Here is a 21,554-nt window from a genome sequence, read left to right on the forward strand (position 1 = left end):
CGCGGGACAATCAGCGTTCGGGCAGAAATTTTCGGCCGATTCAGCGGGCGTAGGTGGCCTCCCGGGCCGTCCTCACCACCTTGTCGCCGTCGGCGCGGCCCAGCAGCCCCGCGGACACCCAGGCGTCCACCGTGGAGCGCACCCGTGTCACCAGAGCGCCCTTGCCGTCGAAGGGCGCTCCCGCCCAGATCTCGTCGAGCAGTGTCGTGCCGTCCCCGCGCGCGGGGTTGGCGACGCCGGAGTCGGTCCCGCCGAAGACCACGCGCGGTTCCGAGCGGCGGAAGTAGGAGTGCGTCGGGTCCTCGGTCCCTTCGGAGAAGGGAGCCAGCCCGATGCCGTCCAGCGTGTAGTGCAGGGGGGTGTCCGGGACCGGGGTGAGGGAGGGCAGCAGGTCGCCGGAGAGGCCGGCGTTGCCGTACAGCCCGAACCGCACGGCGTCGGGGCCCGGCGCCCGGGCGGCCAGGTGGACCGGGCCGTGGAACAGGGCTTGCAGGGTGGGGTCGTCGAGGGCCCGTTCCACCCGCAGCCGGAAGGGCACGGAGATCCGTACCGTGTCGCCGTCGCGCCAGGTCCGCGAGACGCCGAAGTAGCGTCCGGGAACGGGTGTGCCCGGGACGGCACGGCCGTTGACGGTCACCCGGAAGCCGGCGGTCGCCCACGACGGCACGCGCAGCAGCAGCGTGAAGGAGGCCGGACCGCCGCCGACGGTGAGCGTGCTGCCCTGCTCCCGCGGATAGCGGGTGGTCTGGGTGACGGTGACGCCCCGCTCGGCCCAGGTGAGCCGGGAGGCGCTGTAGAGGTTGACGTACAGGGCGCTCCCGTCGGCCTTCGCGAAGTACACCGAGTCCTGGTACTTCGTGGCGCTCTCCATGCCGGTGCCCTCGCAGCAGGTGGTGCCCTGCTTGGGCGTGTAGTCCCGGACATGACCCGGGGTCAGGCCGATGAAGTACGTGACGAGCGGCTTCTCCGCGTCCGGCCGGTCCTGCTTGGACCCGAGCACCTGGTTGTAGAGCGCGCGCTCGTAGTAGTCCATGTACGCCGGGTTCTGATCGTGGAAGAACAGGGTCCGGCTCAGCTTGAGCATGTTGTAGGCACAGCAGGTCTCGGCGGTGGTGTCGCCGAGGCTGCCCGCGATCGCACCGCGCGCCTTCCAGAACTCGCCGCTGCTGGTGCCGCCGATGGCGTACATCCGGTGCGGTACGACCATGCCCCAGAAGTTCCTCGCGGCGGTGAGGTAGCGCTCCTCGCCGGTCTCGTCGTGCAGCCGCACCAGACCCGTGAAGATCGGGATGTGCTGGTTGGCGTGCAGCCCTTCCAGGACGTCGGTGTTCGCCGCGCAGGCGTCGATGAGCCGGTCCAGGTCGAACAGCCGGGCCAGGGCGAGGTGTTCGGCCCGTCCGGTGAGCGCGTGCAGGTCGCAGACCGCCTCGACGATGCCGCCGAACTCCCCGCTGGAGAACAGCCCCCACATCCGCTGGAGCGTGGCCGCCGGCAGCGCGGACAGCCGCGCGTACATCCAGTCGCACATGCCGGACGCCAGATCGAGCGCCCGGCCGTCGTCCGTGGCGAGATACGCGTCCAGCAGCCCTCTGAGGATCTTGTGCGCGGTGTAGTACGGCGCCCACACCCGGGTGTAGTCGCTGCGGGTCATCGACTCCAGCTCGATGAACTGCGTCTCGGGGTAGGCGGCGAGGAAGCCCGGATGGCTGGGCGCCCCCCAGGTGCGGCGCAGGGTGGCGTCCAGGCCGCGGCCGGAGCCGTCCGCGAAGGTGCCGCCGGCCGTCTCGTCGAAGGCGTACGAGGCCAGGTCGCCCCGGCCGGCCGACGTCTCGGCGGCCCGGCGGCTTCGCAGTTCGGCGACCTCGGCGGCGGTCAGGGCCCGCGCGTAGACGTTGACGTCCTCGAAGGCGCCCGCGAAGACGGGGTCGGCGGGGAAGGCGGAGCGGCCCAGCCAGTTGTTGCGGAGCGTGCCGAGCGCGGCCGGGGTCAGGGTGATCCCGGTGTCGCGGGCCACGGCGGTGCCGTTGACGTAGAGGGTGCCGGTGCCCTCGGCGAGGGTCACCGCCAGGTGGCTCCACTCGCCGAGCGGCAGCGGTGCGGTGCCGTCCAGGCCCTGCTCGCCGCCCGGACCCGAGGTGGTCACGGCGAACCGCGGCACCCCGTTCGCGTTGCGGGCGGCCAGGTACAGGTAGCGGGTGGTGTCGTCGCCGAAGTCGCAGATCCTGGCCCAGGCGGCGTCGTGCGCCGGGCGCACCCAGGCGGACAGGGTGAGCGCCGGGGCGCCGGCCAGGACGGCGGCCGGGAGGTCGACGTACTGGTACGAGCCGCGCACGTTCTCCGCCGCGCGCCCGAACCGTCCGGCGACGCCGAGCACGACCGGGTCGTGCCGCAGCGCCTCGCGCACCTCGGCCAGGCCGCCCACCATCGTGCCGATCCGGTCCGCGAAGACCTGCTCGCCGGTGCCGCGGTACGCCTGGGCCAGCAGGGTGAGGAAGTGGCCGGTGTAGTGGCCGCGCAGATTGCCGTTGGCCTCCCCGTCCAGCCCCTCCCAGCCGCCGGGGGCGACCGCGCCCCGGGTGGACAGGCCGGCGTTGGCGCGGAAGACCTGGAGCAGCCGGTGCACGTCGTAGCCCCGGGCGTGATCCAGCATCAGCCGGTTCTTGGCGTCGAAGACACCCGGTCCGAGCGTCACGTCCGCCAGGCCGAACGGCCGTACGCTCCACGCGGCGGGTACGCGGGGACCGGCGGCCGGGGCGTGCGGCGCGGCGACGGCGCGCCCGGCGGCCGCCGTGGAGACGGTGGCCGCCGTCAGGGCGGCGGCCTGGAAGAGGGTTCGTCTGGAGAGGGGCCGTGCCATGGATGCTCCTCTGTTCGATATCGCGAACGCTGTACGAACAATCGACCAGACGATAGGGAGGGGACGGGAGGGCGTCAACGGGTCGGGAGCGATCGGTTCCGGACGTGTGTCCCAGCAGGGGGCGACCTACGAGGGCCGGGTCGGCCGGGGGCGCCGGGCCCGCCCCCCGGTGACGAGCGCCGGTCAGGGATGCCGCGTCGGGTCCGTCAGCCACGCGTACGCCGCCCGGGCCGTGAACTCCGCCTGCCCGCCGCGCAGCAGCAGGCCGGCGGTGGCGAAGCCGGCGGCGTCGGCCTGCGCGGCGACGTAGGGGATCGCGATGCAGCGCATCCCCGCCGCGTGCGCCGCCGCGGCGCCCGGGGCCGCGTCCTCGATCACCACGCAGTCGGCCGGGTCCGCGCCGAGCCGGCGCGCCGCCTCCAGGAAGACGTCGGGCGCCGGCTTGCCCCGGGCGACCTCGTCGGCCGAGACGACGGTGCGCAGATGCGCGTCCAGGCCCGTGCCGGCCAGGACCGCCCCGATGGCCTCCGGGGAGGAGCCGGAGGCCACGGCCATCGGCACGCCCTCGGCCGCCAGCAGTTCGACGAACGCCCGCATCTGCGGGTACGCCCGCGTGGCGGTGGCCGCCAGCTCCAGATAGTGGCGGTTCTTGACCGCGAGCAGTTCCTCCACCGGCGCGGAGATGCCGTACCGCTCCCGCCAGTCGGCGATCGTCTCCCGGGTGCTGATGCCGACGTAGCGCTCGTGCTCGGCCCAGGAGAAGTCCGGCACCCCGTAAGCGGCGAGGGTTCGCCGGCCCGCCTCGTAGTAGTGGGGCTCGCTGTCCACGAGCGTTCCGTCGAGATCGAAGATGACCGAGAGGGGGCCCAGGATGCTCATGCGGTCCAGGATGTCAGGGCCTACTTCCGCGCCGCCGACCGGCCGATCGACTCCACCAGCGGCAGCAGCCGGTGCGGGACGCGCTCGCGCAGCGCCACCTCGGTGCGGGTGCGCACCACACCCGGCAGGCCGATCAGCTTCTGGATCACGTCCTCCAGGTGCCCCGCGTCACGCGCGACGACCCGGGTCAGCAGGTCACCGCCGCCCGTGATGGAGAACGCCTCGACGATCTCCGGCACGGCGGCCAGCGCGTCCCCCACCTCGTCCAGGTGGCCCTGGGTGACCTCGATGTGCACGAACGCCAGCACGGGGTGGCCCAGCGCGGCGGGGGAGAGGGCGGGGCCGGTGGCGGTGATCACACCCGCGCGCTCCATGCGGTCGAGCCGCGCCTGGAGCGTCCCCCGGGCGACCCCGAGGATCCGGGCGTACTCCCGCACGCTGGTGCGCGGCTGCTCCAGCAGCAGCCGCAGGATGCGGGTGTCGAGCTCGTCCACGGCCATCGGGCCCCACGTCCCAGGGTCGGCCATTGGCACTTGGATGGCCGGAGGAAAGCCGGAATCAGTGTACCAATGGCCCACTGTCACGGACGCCTGTTGAGCCACTGGCGGGTGAGATGCTGATATGGACGAGTCGATGGCGCTGCGGACCCCGCGGCGCCTTTTTCATGCCACGGTGCACACCATCATTCCCAGGGGGCGGTAAGCGGTGCTGAAGAGGGTGTTCATGGCTCCGGACCCGGGCCGGACCCGGCTGCGCTTCGCGGCGCGGGCCGTGCTCGGCATCGGGCTGGCCGTCGTCGTCTGCGGTCTGGCCGGACATTCGCTCACCGGTGCCGTCACCGGTGGGCTCGCCGCGCTGCTCGCCCTGTTCACCGTCACCGACCCCACCGTCCGCGGGCAGGCCGTCACCACGGCGCTGCTGCCCGCCGTGGGCCTGCCGGTGCTCGCCGCCGCGGCCGTGCTCCACGACCACCCGGTGGCGCGTGACCTCACCTTCCTCGCCGTCGTCGGGCTGGGCGTGTACGCGCGGCGCTGGGGGCCGCGCGGCCACAGTCTCGGCGTGTTCGCGTTCATGACGTATTTCGTGGCGCAGTTCCTGCACGCGCGGACCGGCCAGCTCCCCGAGCTGTACGCCTCCGTCCTGCTCTCCGTGCTCGCCGCGGCCGCGGTGCGCTTCGGGCTGTGGTGCTACGAACGCCGTCTGCCCCCGGCCGTCGTACCGGCGCCGCCCGGCGGCACCGGGCTGGCCCGCGTCACCACCCGCCAGGCGGTCCAGGCCACCGCGGGCGCGGGATTCGCCCTGGTCGTGGGCCAGCTGGTGTCCGGGCAGCGCTGGTACTGGGCCGTCGGCGCCACCTGGTGGGTGTTCGTCAACACCACGTCGCGCGGCGAGACCCTGGTACGCGGCTTCCGGCGCGTGCTGGGCACCGTCATCGGCATCGGGCTCGCCCTGTTCGTCGCCGTCCCCGCGCACGGGGACGGGCTCGTCACGGCCCTGGTCGTCGCCGTCTGCGTCTTCGGGATCTTCTACACGGCGGCCGTCTCCTACACCTGGATGATGCTCTGGGTGACGGTCCTCGCCGCCATGCTCTACGGACTGCTGGGGGTGCTCACCCCCGGCCTGCTGGCGCTGCGGCTGGTGGAGACCGGCGTCGGCGCGCTCGGCGCGGCGCTCGCGGTGGCCTTCGTCCTGCCCGTCACCACGCACAGCGTCACCGATGCCTGGATCCAGCGGGCCCTGCGCTGCGTCCACGCGTGCACCGCCGAGACCGCCGCGCGCCTCGCGGGGACGCCGGGCGCCGACCCGGCGCCGCTGGTGGCCGAGCTGGAGCAGCTCCTCGCGCGGGTCCGGCTCTCGGTCGCCCCGCTGGTGCACCCCCTGCACCCGATGCACGGCCGCAAGCGGCGGGCCCGCCGGGTGCTCGACCTGCTCGACGACTGCGCCCGGGAGGTCCGCGGCCTCGTCGCCGTCGCCGCCGACCCGGAAGCCTCGCACGACGCCCGGCTGGCCGCCGCCTGCCGGCGCGTGGAGATCGCGGTCGAGGCGCTGACCGGGGGCCGGGACATCGCGGTACGGACGGCCCCGGCCGCGAAGGAACCCGCGCTGGCCCACCTCCACGGACTGGAGCGAGCCCTCGCCGAACTCGCCGCGCCGCTGCGGGCACCGTCGGGCTCCCCGCTGGTGGGGACCTGAGGGGCGGGACCGGACGCCGCTGCCCGACGCTATGACACGGGACACCCGTTTGGTCTAGACCTTGACCGGGTGGCTGCTACCGTCACCCCGTTCGGTAGGCGACGAGAGGGGACAGTCGTGGCGGTCGGCAGGCGGCGGGCGTTCATCGGGTCGTTCACGGCGGCGGGAGGCCCGGGCATCGTCACCGCGTCCATCGACCCCGGCACCGGCGCGCTGACCGTCCTGGACGCCGTGAACGCCGTACCCGACCCCTCCTACCTGGCCCTCTCGCCCGACGGGCACACCCTGTACGCGGTCAGCGAGACCGCCGAGGGTGCCGTCGCCGCGTACCGCGTGACCGGGAACGGCCCGCGGCCGACCGGGCGCGAGGTGCCCGTGGACGGCAACGGACCCACCCACCTGAGCCTCTTCGCCGGCCACCTCCTCACGGCGAACTACGGCTCCGGCAGCGTCAGCGCGGTCCCCGTCCGCGCGGACGGCACCCTCGCCCGGTCCGTGTCCGGGGTGCTCCGGCACGACGGCCGCGGCCCCCATCCGCAACGCCAGCAGGGGCCGCACCCGCACCAGGTGCAGCCCGACCCCAGCGGTCGCTGGGCGGTCGGCGTCGACCTCGGCACGGACTCCGTACGGGTCTGCACCCTCGCCGACGGGACCCTCTCGCCGCACCGGGAGATCGCCCTGCGCCCGGGCTCGGGGCCGCGGCACCTGGCCTTCCACCCGGACGGTACCCGCGCCTACGTCCTCAACGAACTCAGCCCCACCCTCGTCGCCTGCCGCTGGGACGCCGCCGACGGCGCGCTGAAGCCGCTCGCCGAGATCCCGGTCCTGCCCGGCGCTCCGGCCGGCGACGCCTATCCGTCCGGTGTGGCCGTCTCACCCGACGGCCGCTTCGTGTGGACCGCGACCCGCGGCGAGGACGTCCTGTCGGTGTTCGCCGTGGAGGGGGAGGGCACGGCCCCGGCCCCGCTCACCACCGTCCCCTGCGGCGGCCACTGGCCGCGCGCGATCACCGAGTCCGACGGGTTCCTGTACGTCGCGAACGAACGCTCCGGGGACGTGACCTGGTTCACCGTCGACCCGGACACGGGAGTGCCGCACCGAGGGGGCGCGATCCCGGTACCCGCCGCGTCCTGCGTCATCACGGGGTGACCTGACATGAACGGCGGAGCCCCGGGGGTCACCCGCTGACATGGGGGCCACCCGACGGCCCGTGGTGATCGGCCGGCCCGCCGTCCCGGGCCCGGCAGCCTCCGTGGCCGGTGCATGACGAAGGGCCCGCCCCGGAAACCGGGGCGGGCCCATTCGGCGTCGTGCGGGAGCCGGCCGCGTCAGCGGGCCGGGGTGGCCTGTGCCTGCTGCGGCGCGATGCCCAGGGCGGTCGTGTACTTGGCCAGGGCCAGCTTGCCGATCGCCGGGTAGGGGCCGAGCGCCTCGGAGGCGGAGCAGTCCGCCTCCTTCGCGGCCTCCTCGATCAGGCTCGCGTCGATCTCGGGCCCGATCAGGTACGGCGCGAGGGCCAGCTGCTGCGAACCGGAGCTGCGCAGCTGCTCGGCCACGGAGGAGATGGAACCCTCCTGGTCCAGGGCCGCCGCCATCACCGGCACGGCGAGGCGCGCGGCGAGCAGCATGCCGGTGATCCCGGCCGCCTGCACGGCCTCGTCGCCCCCCACGGAGGCCAGGATGATGCCGTCCGCCGCGGTTGCCACGGTGAACAGGCGGGCACGGTCGGCGCGGGCCAGACCGGCCTCCGACAGCCGCACGTGCAGTGCCTCGGCGAGCAGCGGGTGCGGGCCGAGCACATCGGTCAGCTCGGCGGCGACACGGCTGTCCATGACGGCCTGGCGGACCTGGCGCAGCAGCGAGCCGTCCGGGCCGGCGAGCAGCGGCACGACGACGGCGACGGGGCCGTCCGGCTCCTTGACGTCCATGCCGGCTTCGCGGGCCTGCTCGAAGCGGGCCGTGCGCTCCTCGCCGGCGTACGCGAGGACGGACTGCAGCGTGGCGAATTCCTCGTCGTCGCCGTCGAGGTAACCGATGCGGGCGTCGAGGCCCGGCAGCTCGGAACGGGCGATGCTCACGACCTCTTCGGCGAGCGAGCGGGTGGTACTACTGGGCGTACCCGGCACGGCGAGGACGAGCGCGGGCGCGTCCTCGGGAGCCACCAGGGGTTCGGGACGGCGGTGCCGCCCCGGCTGGCGGGGGCGCGGCATTCGTACTGGCAGGCCGGACGCGGGCCCAGTGGGGGTGCTCATGTTGCGGCATGTTAGTGGTTTCCGGGGCTCCCCTGTTCGGGGAGGGTGCAGGTGAGCGGTATCCGTCCCGGTTTGTCCGAAGGGTCACGTACGGGCGTCGGCCGCGCCGGTGACGCCCTCACCTGCCGGACTCGTCACGCACAGCATCTTCTCGTCACCCGGAAGGGTGAAGGACCCCGTGATCAGGTCGTTTGCGATGCGTACCGCCCCGTGCAGGGGGTCCCCCTCGGCCATGATCCGCCGGGCCCGCGGCAGCCGCCGCGCCAGCTCCTCGTCCAGGGGCGCCAGCAGACAGGCACCCATCCGGAACAGGCCCCCGGTGAGACCGATCACGGGCTCGCCCGCCGCCGGGCACACCGCGGCCGCGGAGTCGGCCATGTGCCGGGCCGCCGCCCGGCAGATCCCCATGGCGACGGGATCGCCGTCGGACGCGCACGCGCCCACCCGGGGCGCGAAGGAGGCGAGCACGGCCGGCCGGTCGGTCCGCGGATACAGCCGGCCGGGCAGACCGGCCGCCGGACCGAACATGTCCTCGGCGTCGGCCAGCAGCCGCGCTGAGCCGCCCTCCCGCCCGTCATGGGCGCGCAGCGCCGCCTCCAGACCCGCCCGCCCGATCCAGGCGCCGCCGCCGCAGTCGCCCAGCAGGTGCCCCCAGCCGTCCGCCCGGCGCCAGCCGGTCAGATCGGTGCCGACCGCGATCAGCCCCGTACCGGCGGCGATCACCGCGCCGGGCCGCGGCCCGAGGGCACCGACATACGCGGTGACCGCGTCGGCGGCCAGCGCCACCCGCCGCACGCCCAGGTCACGGGCGAGCGCGCCCGGCAGCTCCGCGCGCAGCGCGTCCCCCAGGCCGGCCAGCCCGGCCGCCCCGACGACGGCCGTGTCCGGCCGGACGATCCCGGCCTCGGCGCACAACGCCCGAACCATCGGCACCAGTTGCTCCATGAGGTGCCCCGGGTCGATGCCCCGGGCCCCCGTCCGCACCGGTTCCGCCGAAGCGCCCCGGGCCAGCGGACCGCGCCCGGCGGCCCCGACGACGACCCGCAGACCTGACCCCCCGGAGTCCACGGCGAGGAAGCCGGTCCCGGCGGGCCCGGTCACGGCAGGCGCCAGTCCACGGGCTGGCCACCCTGACGGATCAACAGGTCGTTGGCCCGGCTGAACGGGCGGGAGCCGAAGAAGCCCCGGTCCGCGGACATCGGTGACGGGTGGGCCGACTCCACCGCCGGCAGATCGCCCAGCAGCGGACGGCAGTTGCGGGCGTCGCGCCCCCACAGGATGGAGACCAGCGGCTTGCCCCGCCCGGCCAGTGCCCGTATCGCCTGCTCGGTGACCTCCTCCCAGCCCTTGCCGCGGTGGGCGCCCGGCTTGCGCGGGGCCGTCGTCAGCGCCCTGTTGAGCAGCAGCACGCCCTGCTCGGTCCACGGCGTGAGGTCACCGTTCGACGGCTGGGGCAGGCCCAGGTCGGTGGTCAGCTCCCGGAAGATGTTGATGAGGCTGCCGGGCAGGGGCCGCACCTCGGGCGCGACCGAGAACGACAGCCCCACGGCGTGCCCCGGGGTGGGATAGGGGTCCTGTCCGACGATCAGGACCCGCACCTCGTCGAAGGGCTGCTGGAAGGCCCGCAGGACGTTGGATCCGGCCGGGAGATAGGTGCGTCCGGCGGCGATCTCCGCGCGCAGGAAGTCCCCCATCCCGGCGACCTGACCGGCCACCGGTTCCAGGGCCTTCGCCCAGCCCGCTTCGACGATTTCATTCAAGGGTCGTGGTGCCACGGGCGTCACCCTACTGCCGCGACGGCAGCGGTGATCAACCCGAGGCGAGCGGACCGGGACGGGGAACGGCTCATCCGACGACCGCGGCCCGCACGCACAGCACGTCCGGCAGGTGCGACGCCAACTGCCGCCAGCTGTCGCCGTCGTCGGCCGACGCGTACACCTCGCCGTTGCGGTTGCCGAAGTAGAGGCCCGCCGGGTCCGCGCCGTCGTGGCACATCGCGTCGCGCAGCACCGTGCCGTAGTGGTCCTCCTGCGGCAGTCCGGCCGTGAGCGGCTCCCAGCTCGCGCCCGCGTCCGCCGTCCGGAAGACCCGGCAGCGCCGGCCGGCCGGGACCCGGTCGGAGTCGGCGTTGATCGGGAACACGTACGCCGTGTCCCCCCGGCGGGGATGGGCCACCACCGCGAAGCCGAACGTCGACGGCAGTCCCTCGCCGATGTCCGTCCAGAGGCCGCCCCCGTCGTCGCTGCGGTACACACCCCAGTGGTTCTGCAGGTAAAGGCGGTCCGGGTCCGCCGCGTCCCGGGCGACCTTGTGCACGCACTGGCCGAACTCCGGGTTCGGGTCCGGCAGGAACACCGCGGAGACCCCGGTGTTGGACGGCACCCAGCCGGCGCCGCCGTCCACGGTGCGGAACACGCCCGCCGTGGAGACGGCCACCGTCACCGCCCGCGGATCACGCGCGTCGGTCAGCACGGTGTGCAGACCCTCACCGCCGCCGCCCGGCATCCACTGCGCACGCGTGGGGTGCTCCCACAGCGGCCGGACCAGCTCGAAGGTCTCCCCGCGGTCCTCCGAGCGGTACAGCGCGGCCGGTTCCGTACCCGCGTACACCACGTCGGGCTCGGCGGCGGCCGGGTGCAGCTGCCACACCCGCTCCAGCGAAGCCCCCGTGTCCTTCGGGAACTTGACGGCGGGGCGGGCCGGCTCGGTCCAGGTGCGGCCCAGGTCGTCGGAGTGGAACACCGACGGGCCCCAGTGCGCGCTGTCCCCGCCGGCCAGCATCCGCGGGCGCGCGCCCCGGGTGTCGACGGCGACCGAGTACACGGCCTGCGCGTTGAAGTAGGGATTCTCGTCGAACTCCCAGGTGCCACCCCGCCGGCGCCCGATGAACAGGCCCTTGCGGGTGCCCACGGCGAGCAGTACCTCGGTCATGCCGATCACCTCCGCGACGTCTTCGTCGACGTCCTCATCCGGACACCGGCCAGTCTGCACCCCACCACTGACAGTCACCTCCGGATGAGGCCGCACCGCAGGTCGGGGCGGTGCGGCGCCCCTCCCGCGCGGCTACGCGTGCCCCAGTGCCCGCCAACAGATCCGCAGCAGTCCCTCGTCCGCGTGGACGTCGTGGCTGCCGTGGCCACCGGGACCCGCCGCGTGCCGGCGCGGCGAGGAGACCTCCGCCCGGAGCAGGTCGTGCAGGGCCGCTCCGGCGGGCCCCAGGCGCAGGGCGAGGGCCGCGGTCGGGGTACGGGTGTGCGGATTCCCGGCCCAGGCCGCGCGCAGCACCTCCTCCGCCGTCTCCGGCTCCCCGGCGACGGACCACAGGGCACGCGCGGCGGCCGTCCGCTCCCACATGTCGTCCGCCCCGGTCAGCCGTCGCAGCCCCGGCAGGGCGGGCCGGGCCGCCGGCCCGAGCAGCTCCAGGGCCTCGGCCGCCGCCCGGCGGTCGCCGCCCGAGCCGTGGTCCAGCGCCGCGAGCAGGACGGGCAGGACCGCGTCCGGGTCCCCTTCCACCGCCCACAGCGCCAGCGCCGCCGCCACGCCGTTCCCGCTGTCCAGCAGAGCGCGCAGGACCGGTACCGCCTCCCGGGCGGCACCGCCGGCCGCCGCCAGTGCGCGGAGCAGGGAGCCCACCAGGAAGTCCCGCATGCGGAGCTCCGCCGGCAGGCCGTCCAGCATCCGCAGGGCCACCGGTACCGTCTCGGCGTCCCCGAGCGCCGTCAGCGCGACCAGCAGGGGCACGGCGCGCTCGTACAGGTCGTCCGCGTCGGGCGGGAGCGCCGCGAGGCGCCGTCGCAACGCGGGCGCGAGGGGCGCCGCGGCGGGCCCCAGACCGGGGACGGCCCTGCCGAGGTCGTCCGGCACGACCGGGCCCGCCAGCACCTCGGCCAGCACCTCGACGGCCCGCGGGTCCCCGGTCCTGGCCAGTGCCCTGACGGGGCGGCCCAGGGTCGGAGCGCCCCGTTCCCAGGTGTGGACGTACAGCTCGGGGCGGTCGGTCACCAGGGCGTGGAGGTGGCCGGCGGCCGGGACCGCCAGCTCGAAGAGGTCCTCCAGGACGGCCAGGGCGGCATCGCGCAGCCGGTCGTCGTCACCGGTCAGCTGGGCGCCGATCAGGGCGACCGGCCCGGAGTAGTCGGCGCGCCAGGTGCGGAACAGGCCGGAGGACATCCACACCGCGTTGCACCGGTCGATCGGGTCGGGGCACGCCAACTGGCCGGACAGCAGGGCGATCCGGTCGGCGACCCGGCCGTCCAGGGCGGTGTGCAGGGTGCGCAGCAGCCGGGACCCCTCCTCGTCGGAGGGGCGCAGGCGCCGCAGCCGTCCGACCAGGGTGTCCGGGCCGGTGCCGCCGGACTCCGGGACGGCGGCGGGCCGTTGCCCGGCCCTCTCCTCGAGCAGCCGCAGCACGGCCGGCACCGGATCGGCGGGCAGCCGCTCGGGAGCGCAAGCAGCGAGCTGGCCCAGCGCGGCGAGCCGCAGCCCGGGGGAGAACGGCGGCGCGGTGCGTGCCGCCAGCAGGTCCACCGCGCCGTCGGCGTACCGGGGGTGCCGCCGGGCGAACAGGCCCAGGCTCTCGGTCAGCGCGAGCAGCACTCCGTCGTCGGGCTCCACGGTGATCCGCTCCCGCAACAGGCCGAGCACCCGCTCCGGTTCGTCCAGGAACCGGACGACCGCGCCCGGCGCGGCCCGCCGCACCCCGGGGTCCGCGTCGCCCAGCAGTCCGGCGAAGACGCCGGCCCGCGCCCGGACGGCGGACCGCGCCCGCGCGTAGGGCCCGCCGTCGTCGGCGTCACCGTCGTCGTCCTCGCCGCCGATGCTCACGAGCAGTTCCACGATGGCGGCCCGGTCCCGCACCTCCGCGCGGACGGCGAGCGCGAAGAGGAACGGAACGCTGGCGAGCGTTGAGTCGTACACGTCGCCCTGGTGGTGGACGGCGCCGTACATCCCGTCGAGCGCGGTCTCCCGCTCGGCGGCGTCCGCGGAGGCCAGCCCCCTCAGCAGCCGGGGCACGTCCTCCGCACTTCCGTACGCATGCCGCATCGAGGCCCAGTCGACCTCGTCGATCCCCGTGAACACGGTGTCCTCCCCCTGCGCGGTGACAACTGCCGAGAGTCTGCACCACGGCACCGACAACCAGGCGCAGCCGGGGAACGACTGTGCGCGAACCGTGCGCACGGTGGCTCGATGACGTCCCGGCCGTCGTCCGGCGGTGCCGCGCGGCCACGTCCGACGGCTGCCGGCGGGAGGGCTCCGGGCGGCGGTCGGCCGTACGAGGCGCCGCGCGGGACGCCTCGTACGGCCCCTACCCGTGGGGGGACTACCGGTAGGTGATGTCGGACGAGGAGTACTTGCAGTACGTACCGTCGGGGCCCGAGCCGTTGGAGTCCGGCTCGTCGCCGTCGTCGTTGCCGATGTACTTCTGGCAGGGGACGATCTTCTTGCTGCTGTCCCCGACGATCGTGATGTTGCGCAGGGTCGCGCTGTCGCCGTAGTTGGTGTTGATGCCGGCGATCCTGCTGCCCTTCCAGTTCACCTCGATGGTGTTGAGGTTGATGGTGCGCTTGTACTGGGTGGAGCAGTTGCCGCAGGAGCGGACGAAGGTGCCGAAGTTCTTCACCGCGAAGTTCGACACGTTGAGCGTTCCGGCGCCGTTGAACTGGAACACCTTGTCGCTGGCTTCCTTGGCGCCGCCGCCGCTGACGGTGTAGACCGACCCGGACGACTTGCCCTTGAAGGTGGCGGCGTCCTCGCCGACGTCCTCCCACCAGACGTTCTGCAGCGTGCAGGAGCCCTGGCAGTGGATGCCGTCGGCGGCCGGGGCGCCCAGGATGACGTTCTTCAGGACCGCGCCGTCCGCCAGTTGCAGGATCGGGCCCTGGTCCTCGTCCTGGCCTCCGGAGCCGAGGTCCCCGGTGCCGTACAGACGCTTCATCCCGTAGTCCTTGGTGCCGGACACGGAGATGGTGGAGGAGACGCCCTCGCTGCCGTTGGGGGTCGGCCAGGTGGCGGCGCCGGCCGGAGAGGCCCCGGTCGTCATGACCATGCCAACCGAGAGGCCCAGGGTGGCGAGTGCGCCCGTCAGTGCGCGCCTGCGGGCGCGCGGTCGTGTCGCGGAAGTCATGTCGTTCCTTCTGTCGGGTGTGGGGGTCAGGACTCCCGGCGTCCGCGCTCGGGCGCCGGAAGGCCACGTACATGAACGACGTTCTTCAAGGTGCACAACGTGTGCCGTCGTTCCGTAGGAATGACGTGAGCGGGTCACGCTGCTGAACGGAAGGTATGGGGTAAGCGCTTTCTGGTCAACGCCTCGCGTGGATCGCTTTCGGCCAGGAACGGCGGATGCCGGTGGCCCGGACGCGACAGGCGTCCGGGCCACCGGCATCCGTACCGGGCGGGGGTCAGACCGAGCGGTGGTACTGGTCCGGCACCCGCACCTCGCCGCCCAGCTCACGGGCCGCCTGCCGGGCCCAGGACGGGGAGCGGAGCAGTTCGCGGCCGAGGAGCACCGCGTCCGCCTCGCCGTTGGCGAGGATCTTCTCGGCCTGCTCGGCGTCGGTGATCAGGCCGACGGCGGCGACCGGCATCGGCGTCTCGCCGCGCACCCGCGCGGCGAACGGCACCTGGTAGCCGGGCCCGGTCGGGATGCGGACACCGGAGGCGTTGCCGCCGGTGGAGACGTCGAGCAGGTCGATGCCGTGGGCGTGCAGCTCGCCCGCGAAGCGCACGGTGTCGTCCGGGGTCCAGCCGGAGTCCTCCAGCCAGTCGGTGGCCGAAATGCGGAAGAACAGCGGCTTGTCGTCCGGCCACTCCTCACGCACGGCGTCGACCACCTCGAGCGCGAGACGCGTGCGGTTCTCGTACGAGCCGCCGTAGGCGTCGGTGCGGTGGTTGGAGTGCGGGGAGAGGAACTCGTTGATCAGGTAGCCGTGGGCGCCGTGGATCTCGGCGATCTCGAACCCGGCGGCGAGCGCCCGGCGGGCGGCGGCCCGGAACTGGCCGACCACGTCCCGGATCTGGTCGACGGTCAGCTCGTCCGGCGTCGGGTGGTGCTCGTCGAAGGCGAGCGGGCTCGGCGCCACCGGCTGCCAGCCGTACGCCTCCGGACCGACCGGCGCGCCGCCCTTCCAGGGCCGGTCGGTGGACGCCTTGCGCCCGGCGTGTGCGAGCTGGATGGCGGGGACGGTGCCCTGCGAGACGAGGAAGCGGGTGATCCGGCGGAACGCCTCGACCTGCGTGTCGTTCCAGATGCCCAGGTCGTACGGAGAGATGCGGCCCTCCGGCGACACGGCGGTGGCCTCGACGACGATGAGCCCGGTGCCGCCGGCCGCGCGGGCCGCGTAGTGCGCGAAGTGCCAGTCGGCGGGCGCGCCGGCCTCGGGGCCCTCGGGCGCGGCCGAGTACTGGCACATCGGCGGCATCCACACCCGGTTGGGGATCGTCACGTCGCGCAGGGTGTACGGCTCGAACAGCAGGCTCACGGCGGGCTCCATTCGTCGGGTGCCGGGGACGGTGCGGCTCGTACGATAAGCATCGTAGTACGGCGGATGTCAAACTACGATGGTTCTCGTACAATGGGCCTTCCCGGACCGAAGTGGAGCCGCCGTGACGACCGCCGCACCCGCCGCCAGCAGCCGCGACCTGCCCCACCCGGCACGCGACGAGATCCGGCTGGAGGGCGTGCTGCACGCGCTCTCCGACCCCGTGCGGCTGCGCATCGTCCGCGAGCTCGCGGACGGGGAGGTCGCGCTCTCCTGCTCGCACTTCAATCTGCCGGTCACCAAGTCGACCACCACGCACCACTTCCGGGTGCTGCGCGAGAACGGCGTGATCCGGCAGATCTACGAGGGCACCGCCAAGATGAACGGCCTGCGCAGGGACGACCTGGACGACCTCTTCCCCGGCCTGCTCGACTGCCTGCTCACCGCCGCCGCCCGCCAGGCCGCCCGCCGCCCCGGCGACTGACCTCCCTCAGCCGCGGACCGGCTCCGCCCCCGACGGCGTCCGGTGGCCCCGGAGCGGGCTCACGTGCCGGCTGCCCGTGCCGCCGCCAGCAGGGATTCCCAGTCGGGGAGCTTGACGGTGCCGCGGCCGAGCGAGGCGCCCAGCTCCGCCTCGGCGCGCTCGATCGCCTGCCAGCCCGTCCACTCGACCGGTTCGACACCCTCCGCCCGCAGGGCCGCCAACGGGTCGCCGGGCAGGTCCCGTGCGAGGAGGAGGGGCGCGTCCTGCAGCAGGGAGGTCACCGTCTCCTTCGCGCACGGACGGTTCGTCCCGATGACGCCGGTCGGGCCCCGCTTGATCCAGCCCGCCACGTACTCGCCCGGAGCGACGGCGTCCGCGCGCAGCACCCGCCCGGCCAGATGCGGCACCGTACCGGTGGCCGGGTCGAACGGCAGCCCCTCCAGCGCCACCCCGCGATAGCCCACCGAGCGCAGCACCAGCTGCCCCTCGATCTCCTCGAACCGACCGGTGCCGGTGACGCCGCCGTGCCCGTCCGGCACCGTCCGCTCGAAGCGGACCGCGCCCGCGCGCCCGTCCCGGGCGACGACCTCCACCGGCCGCAGGAAGAAGCGCAGGCGGATCAGGCGCCGGGTGCCCGGCTCCGGGGCCCCGGCCCAGCCGCGCAGCACCTCGACGTTGCGGCGCTGCGCCGCGGGCAGCGCGGAGGGGTCCGTGTACGCCGGGTCCAGTGCCGCCTCGGCCGGGTCCACGGCGACGCCGGTGTCCGGCAGGGTCCCCAGCTCGCGCAGCTCCTTGGTGGTGAAGCGGGCCTGGGACGGACCGCGCCGGCCCACCATGTGGACGACCGAAACCCGGCTCGCAGCGAGCGCGGTCAGGGCGTCGTGCGGCATGTCCGTGGGACTCAGTTCCGCGGCACCCCTTGCCAGCATGCGGGTGACGTCCACGGCGACGTTCCCCACGCCGATCACCACCGCCGACCGCACCCCGCCCAGGAAACCGCCGTCGGCGGGGACACCGTCCGGCCCGGGAGGGACGGGCAGCCCGGTGGCGTCCGGATGGGCGCTGTACCAGGACACGAACTCGGTCGCCGACCAGCTGCCCGGCAGCTCCTCGCCCGGGATCCCCAGCCGCCGGTCGGTGGCGGCGCCCACGCAGTACACCACCGCGTGGTACAGCTCCCGCAGCCGCGCGGCCGGCACGCCGCCCGGCCCGACCGGGACCCCGCCCAGGAAGCGCACCCGCTCGTGCTCCAGCACCGCGCGAAGGTTGTTCTGCAGGGACTTGATCTTCTCGTGGTCCGGTGCCACGCCGTAGCGGACCAGGCCGTAGGGGCACGGCAGCCGGTCCAGCACGTCGACGCGCACCCCGGGATCCTGCTGGACGAGGCTCTGGGCGGTGTAGCACCCGCTCGGGCCGGAACCGATGACGGCGACACGCAGCACGGCGGAACTCCTCATCCTGCGGGACCGACAGGAGATCGCTGATGCCTCCAGCATGGCACCGTCGCCGCTCCGCTGACAGGGTGCCGTCCGCCGCACGGGGTGCGTGTTCCGCGGAGGGAATCCGATCACGCCGTTACGTTGCGTGTGTGCTCGAGGCATCTTTTCTTCAGCTTTCCGATCGCTCTCCGGCGGAGGGCGCGGTGTCCGTGTGGCCCGCCTGGGAGGTGTGCGAGGGGGAGCGGTCCACCCGGTGGCTCCATGTCCGGCTGGCGTTCGGGGACGGGGCCCGGATCGACGCCCTGGCGACGGTGAGTGACGGGTGGGTCTGCGTCGAGGACGTACAGGCCCGGCCGGCGCTGGCCCTGGAGGACCTGGCGGTGCTCGCCGACTGGATCGAGGGCCCACTGGCCCGGGCCTGCGGCGCCGGGGACGGGCAGGAGCCGGGGGACGGGGCCGGCGCGGGCACGCACCGGGACGGCCCCGTCCCCCCGCGCGGGCCCCAGTGGCGGATCGTGGCGCGGGCCTACCGCACGGCGCAGGAGCGGGGCACCGATCCGGTCCTCGCCGTGATGGACGAGACCGGGTACAGCCGGCGCGGGGCGCTCAGGCTCATCGGCCGGACGCGCGACGCGGGGCTGCTGTCCCCGCGCCACGCCCGGCGGTGAGCGGGCCGGCCGCCGGCCGTCGCGCGCTCACAGCAGGTCGCGCATCCGGTTGATCTCGCTCGTCTGCTGGGCGACCACGTCGTCCGCCATCTCCTCGATCCGGATGTTGTTGCCCTCGCCCTTCACCTCGGTGGACATGGTCACCGCGCCCTGGTGGTGGGTGATCATGAGGGTGAGGAAGAGCTGGTCGAAGGCCTTGCCGTCGGCCGCGCGCAGCTGCTTCAGCTGTGCCTGGGTGGCCATTCCGGGCATCGTCGCGTGGTCGTGCCCGTGTCCGTGCCCGTCGTCCTGCTCCGGCTTGTCATGGCTCTTCAGCCAGCTCTGCATCGCCTTGATCTCCGGCTGCTGCGCGGCGGCGATGCGCTCGGCCAGCTTCTCGATCTTCGACGACTCGGCGCGGTCGGGCACGAGCGCGGTCATCTCGAGGGCCTGTGCGTGGTGCACGATCATCATCCGCGCGTAGGTCACGTCGGCGGAGTTGGGGGAGTCGTCCTCCGCGCGCTGCTGGGCCGCGTCCTCGGCCGACAGGGTCCGGTTCGGCTCCCCGGGCTCGCCCGGTGCGAGGACCGAAGGGCCGCTCGTGGCGGCCGACTTGGCGTCGTCGGTGTCGGAGTCGCAGGCCGCGAGCCCGAATACGGCCAGGGCGGTCAGCCCGGCGGCGACGGACACACGTGACACACGGCGGTAGTGCACAAGGACCTCCTGTGGCTGGGGTGCCCCTTCGGGGGAAGGGTCGTGACACCTCGTGAGTGTCGACGACCGTCCTAGCACGCTTCAGTGCAACTTTGATCAAAAAACTTCGTTGCAAGGGGTGTTGCCCCCTGTTGGTATGTGCATGTCCAAGACGATACTGCCGGTGCGAAACCCGTTCACCCGTGAACGGAACCAGGGAGGAAAACAGTGATCCTGTTGAGTGTTTCCCGGACCCGGCGCAGACGCCTGGGAGTTGCCGCGGCGGCCGGTGGGCTGCTGGCCGCGCTGCTCACCGCCGCGCCGGCCGCCGCGATCCCCGACCCCGGGGACTCGCCGGCCGACCGCAAGGAGGTCTCGCGGAGCGACCAGGCCGAGGCGCGCGAGGCCATCGAGAGCGGTGAGATACCCGGCCAGGACGAGGTCGTCCACTCCGCCAACATCCGGCACGTGGCCAACATCCCGAAGGACGTGCTGCCCGGCACCAACTCGGACCTGGCCTTCCAGGGCCGGTACGCCTTCGCCGGCAACTACGACGGCTTCCGCATTTTCGACATCAGCGACCCGAAGGCGCCGAAGACGGTGGCCCAGGTCCTGTGCCCCGGCTCGCAGAACGACATCTCCGTCTCCGGGGACCTGCTGTTCCTGTCGACCGACTCCTCGCGCAGCGACAGCAGTTGCAACAGCACCACGCAGCCGGTCACCGAGAAGTCCTCCTGGGAGGGCATGAAGGTCTTCGACATCAGCGACAAGAGCAACCCGCGCTACGTCGCCGCCGTCGAGACCGCCTGCGGCTCGCACACCCACACGCTGGTGCCCGAGCGCAAGAACGTCTACGTCTACGTCTCCTCGTACTCGCCCAACGCGGCCTACCCGGACTGCCAGCCGCCGCACGACGGCATCTCGGTGATCAAGGTCCCGCGCAAGGCCCCGCAGGACGCGGCGCTCGTCGGCTTCCCGGTGCTGTTCCCGGGTGAGGGCCCGGACGGCGGCGGCAACCCGGGCGCGCCCACCAACCCGGGCGTCTCCAAGACCACCGGCTGCCACGACATCACCGTGCTGCCCTCCAAGGACCTGGCCGCCGGCGCCTGCATGGGCGACGGCATCCTGTTCTCCATCGAGGACCCCGAGCACCCGAAGGTCATCGACCGGGTGCAGGACAACGTCAACTTCGCGTTCTGGCACTCGGCGACCTTCAACCAGAAGGCCAACAAGGTCGTCTTCACCGACGAGCTCGGCGGGGGCGGCGCCGCCACCTGCAACGAGGCCATCGGCCCGAACCGCGGCGCGGACGGCATCTACGACATCGTGGGCAAGGGCGACCGGCGCGAACTGGTCTTCCGCAGCTACTTCAAGATCCCCCGCCACCAGGCGGACACCGAGAACTGCGTCGCGCACAACGGCTCGCTGATCCCGGTCAAGGGCAAGGACCTGATGGTCCAGGCCTGGTACCAGGGCGGCGTCTCCGTCTGGGACTTCACCGACTCCTCCAAGCCCAGGGAGATCGCCTACTTCGAGCGCGGCCCGCTGGCCACCGACCGCATCGTCACCGGCGGTTCCTGGTCGGCGTACTACTACAACGGCTACATCTACTCGAACGACATGGCCAAGGGCTTCGACGTCCTGAAGATCGACGACCGGCGCACCGACCCGGCCCGCTGGGTCCAGATGCGCGAGCTCAACGTGCAGACGCAGCCGGACTACTTCGACTGAGCGTCCGGCTCCGGCCGAGGGGCCGGGGCCGGACGGTCGGGCGCCGGCTCGGTCGCGAAGAACCGGGCCAGGTCCGTCCCCTCCGTCTCAGGTGTCCCGCCGGGCGCTCCGGCGTCCGGCGGGACACCCAGCTCCCAGTCGAGCCCGTAGCGCTGGAACAGTTCCGCGCGCAGCACCGGAACGGGCATCGGCGCGCCCGGCATCAGGGCCGCGTACACGGCGCCCATCAGCAGGGCGCGCAGCATCGGGTAGTCGGCCTCCACGTCGTGGGAGCCGTGCCGGGCGACGGTGTCGCTCAGCAGTTCCGCCAGGCGCCGCTGCTCCGGGCAGGGCAGGAACCCCTCGGCCTGCAGCAGCCCGGCCATGTGCTGGCGCATCAGCACCGGGCGGTCCCGCGCCAGCCCCAGGATCGCGTCGATGGCCCGCGCCATCCGCTCCGGGCCGTCCTCGGCGCGCGGCTCGCGCTCCAGGGCCTCCTCCAGGGTGCGGTGCATCAGCCGGTGCACCGCGGACTGCACCAGCTGCCGCTTGCCCGGGAAGTAGTACGAGACCAGGCCCCGCGCGGAGCCCGCCCGGTCGGCGATGTCGCCGAGCGTGGTCGCGTCGTAGCCGTGCTCGCTCACCAACTCGACGGCGGCGTGCAGAAGCCGCTCCTTCGAACGCCTCCGCAACTCTTCATTGACCAGGGCGCTGCGCGGGGACATGCTGGACTCCTGCGTTGACTGGCTGCCAGCCAACTATACTCAACGCGTCCCGTCGGGCCCCTTGGAGGGTCTCTTCAGGGCTGCCGTCCACCTCGGGCGACACGGGGGATCGTCCGAGGTGGACGGTGTGAAGCGCGATAACGGTTGCCTCAGGCTACCGGCGTCTGCCGCTCCGGCCGCACGCGGAGCGCGCCGGG

The 21,554-nt window shown here is 73.6% G+C and carries 17 protein-coding genes and 1 pseudogene; 5 read left to right on the forward strand and 13 right to left on the reverse strand.

What is annotated here, in order from left to right; all coding sequences use genetic code 11:
* Window positions 1–40 precede the first annotated feature (40 nt).
* From FHX78_RS30835 to FHX78_RS30845, 3 genes are all read right to left on the reverse strand, one after another.
* Window positions 41–2,857: a beta-L-arabinofuranosidase domain-containing protein gene (locus tag FHX78_RS30835; protein ID WP_145870665.1), complete on the reverse strand. Its 2,817-nt coding sequence runs from the start codon at window positions 2,855–2,857 to the stop codon at window positions 41–43.
* A gap of 183 nt (window positions 2,858–3,040) precedes the next feature.
* Window positions 3,041–3,736, reverse strand: coding sequence for an HAD family hydrolase (locus FHX78_RS30840; RefSeq protein WP_145870666.1), 696 nt, complete (start codon window positions 3,734–3,736; stop codon window positions 3,041–3,043).
* Between the two features lie 20 nt (window positions 3,737–3,756).
* Window positions 3,757–4,236, reverse strand: a complete 480-nt coding sequence (locus FHX78_RS30845; RefSeq protein WP_145872226.1) for an Lrp/AsnC family transcriptional regulator — start codon at window positions 4,234–4,236, stop codon at window positions 3,757–3,759.
* A 205-nt stretch (window positions 4,237–4,441) separates the two neighbouring features.
* On the opposite strand from FHX78_RS30845, the gene FHX78_RS30850 reads away from it, so the two are divergent.
* On the forward strand, window positions 4,442–5,929 hold the full coding sequence (locus FHX78_RS30850) for an FUSC family protein (protein ID WP_145870667.1): 1,488 nt from the start codon (window positions 4,442–4,444) through the stop codon (window positions 5,927–5,929).
* 117 nt (window positions 5,930–6,046) lie between these two features.
* Complete coding sequence (locus FHX78_RS30855) at window positions 6,047–7,078, forward strand: lactonase family protein (RefSeq protein ID WP_145870668.1); 1,032 nt, start codon at window positions 6,047–6,049, stop codon at window positions 7,076–7,078.
* Window positions 7,079–7,257: 179 nt separating this feature from the next.
* Here FHX78_RS30855 and FHX78_RS30860 read toward each other — a convergent pair whose 3' ends face one another.
* The 7 genes and pseudogenes from FHX78_RS30860 to FHX78_RS30890 form a co-directional block, all read right to left on the reverse strand.
* Window positions 7,258–8,181: a sirohydrochlorin chelatase gene (locus FHX78_RS30860; protein ID WP_145870669.1), complete on the reverse strand. Its 924-nt coding sequence runs from the start codon at window positions 8,179–8,181 to the stop codon at window positions 7,258–7,260.
* Between the two features lie 84 nt (window positions 8,182–8,265).
* Window positions 8,266–9,282, reverse strand: coding sequence for an N-acetylglucosamine kinase (locus FHX78_RS30865; RefSeq protein WP_145870670.1), 1,017 nt, complete (start codon window positions 9,280–9,282; stop codon window positions 8,266–8,268).
* On the reverse strand, window positions 9,279–9,956 hold the full coding sequence (locus FHX78_RS30870; protein ID WP_145870671.1) for a uracil-DNA glycosylase: 678 nt from the start codon (window positions 9,954–9,956) through the stop codon (window positions 9,279–9,281). The genes FHX78_RS30865 and FHX78_RS30870 overlap by 4 nt, the downstream gene beginning before the upstream one ends.
* A 70-nt stretch (window positions 9,957–10,026) precedes the next feature.
* Window positions 10,027–11,180: pseudogene (locus tag FHX78_RS30875) on the reverse strand (WD40/YVTN/BNR-like repeat-containing protein).
* A 64-nt stretch (window positions 11,181–11,244) separates the two neighbouring features.
* On the reverse strand, window positions 11,245–13,260 hold the full coding sequence (locus tag FHX78_RS30880; protein ID WP_145870673.1) for a HEAT repeat domain-containing protein: 2,016 nt from the start codon (window positions 13,258–13,260) through the stop codon (window positions 11,245–11,247).
* A gap of 241 nt (window positions 13,261–13,501) precedes the next feature.
* Window positions 13,502–14,305 carry a pectate lyase gene (locus FHX78_RS30885; RefSeq protein ID WP_145870674.1) on the reverse strand — a complete coding sequence of 268 codons (804 nt, stop codon included), beginning with the start codon at window positions 14,303–14,305 and terminating at the stop codon, window positions 13,502–13,504.
* A gap of 274 nt (window positions 14,306–14,579) precedes the next feature.
* The gene (locus FHX78_RS30890) at window positions 14,580–15,659 is read right to left on the reverse strand and encodes an NADH:flavin oxidoreductase/NADH oxidase (protein ID WP_145870675.1); all 1,080 of its coding nucleotides are present in this window, start codon (window positions 15,657–15,659) and stop codon (window positions 14,580–14,582) included.
* A 124-nt stretch (window positions 15,660–15,783) separates the two neighbouring features.
* Here FHX78_RS30890 and FHX78_RS30895 point away from each other — a divergent pair, with 124 nt between their 5' ends.
* The gene (locus FHX78_RS30895) at window positions 15,784–16,143 is read left to right on the forward strand and encodes an ArsR/SmtB family transcription factor (protein WP_229924027.1); all 360 of its coding nucleotides are present in this window, start codon (window positions 15,784–15,786) and stop codon (window positions 16,141–16,143) included.
* Window positions 16,144–16,202: 59 nt separating this feature from the next.
* On the opposite strand, the gene FHX78_RS30900 is transcribed toward FHX78_RS30895, so the two are convergent.
* Entirely contained in the window at window positions 16,203–17,585 is a 1,383-nt protein-coding gene (locus tag FHX78_RS30900) for an FAD-dependent oxidoreductase (protein WP_145870677.1), read from the reverse strand.
* A 200-nt stretch (window positions 17,586–17,785) separates the two neighbouring features.
* Between FHX78_RS30900 and FHX78_RS30905 the strand changes: the two genes are divergently transcribed.
* Window positions 17,786–18,250 (forward strand): DUF6214 family protein, encoded by a 465-nt coding sequence (locus FHX78_RS30905; protein ID WP_145870678.1) that lies wholly within the window; start codon window positions 17,786–17,788, stop codon window positions 18,248–18,250.
* Window positions 18,251–18,277: 27 nt separating this feature from the next.
* On the opposite strand, the gene FHX78_RS30910 is transcribed toward FHX78_RS30905, so the two are convergent.
* Complete coding sequence (locus FHX78_RS30910; protein WP_145870679.1) at window positions 18,278–18,943, reverse strand: DUF305 domain-containing protein; 666 nt, start codon at window positions 18,941–18,943, stop codon at window positions 18,278–18,280.
* A 207-nt stretch (window positions 18,944–19,150) separates the two neighbouring features.
* On the opposite strand from FHX78_RS30910, the gene FHX78_RS30915 reads away from it, so the two are divergent.
* On the forward strand, window positions 19,151–20,653 hold the full coding sequence (locus tag FHX78_RS30915) for an LVIVD repeat-containing protein (RefSeq protein ID WP_145870680.1): 1,503 nt from the start codon (window positions 19,151–19,153) through the stop codon (window positions 20,651–20,653).
* Here the strand turns inward: FHX78_RS30915 and FHX78_RS30920 are convergent.
* Window positions 20,641–21,357: a TetR/AcrR family transcriptional regulator gene (locus FHX78_RS30920; protein WP_145870681.1), complete on the reverse strand. Its 717-nt coding sequence runs from the start codon at window positions 21,355–21,357 to the stop codon at window positions 20,641–20,643. The genes FHX78_RS30915 and FHX78_RS30920 overlap by 13 nt on opposite strands.
* Window positions 21,358–21,554: the final 197 nt, after the last annotated feature.

Source organism: Streptomyces capillispiralis, assembly GCF_007829875.1.
Classification (GTDB): Bacteria; Actinomycetota; Actinomycetes; order Streptomycetales; family Streptomycetaceae; genus Streptomyces; species Streptomyces capillispiralis.

What these genes read in the sequence shown, in the direction of transcription:
- FHX78_RS30840 (WP_145870666.1), bottom strand. Translation starts at nt 3,736, where the DNA reads ATGAGCATCCTGGGCCCCCTCTCGGTCATCTTCGATCTCGACGGAACG.
- FHX78_RS30835 (WP_145870665.1), bottom strand. Translation starts at nt 2,857, where the DNA reads ATGGCACGGCCCCTCTCCAGACGAACCCTCTTCCAGGCCGCCGCCCTG.
- FHX78_RS30920 (WP_145870681.1), bottom strand. Translation starts at nt 21,357, where the DNA reads ATGTCCCCGCGCAGCGCCCTGGTCAATGAAGAGTTGCGGAGGCGTTCG.
- FHX78_RS30885 (WP_145870674.1), bottom strand. Translation starts at nt 14,305, where the DNA reads ATGACTTCCGCGACACGACCGCGCGCCCGCAGGCGCGCACTGACGGGC.
- FHX78_RS30845 (WP_145872226.1), bottom strand. Translation starts at nt 4,236, where the DNA reads ATGGCCGTGGACGAGCTCGACACCCGCATCCTGCGGCTGCTGCTGGAG.
- FHX78_RS30860 (WP_145870669.1), bottom strand. Translation starts at nt 8,181, where the DNA reads ATGAGCACCCCCACTGGGCCCGCGTCCGGCCTGCCAGTACGAATGCCG.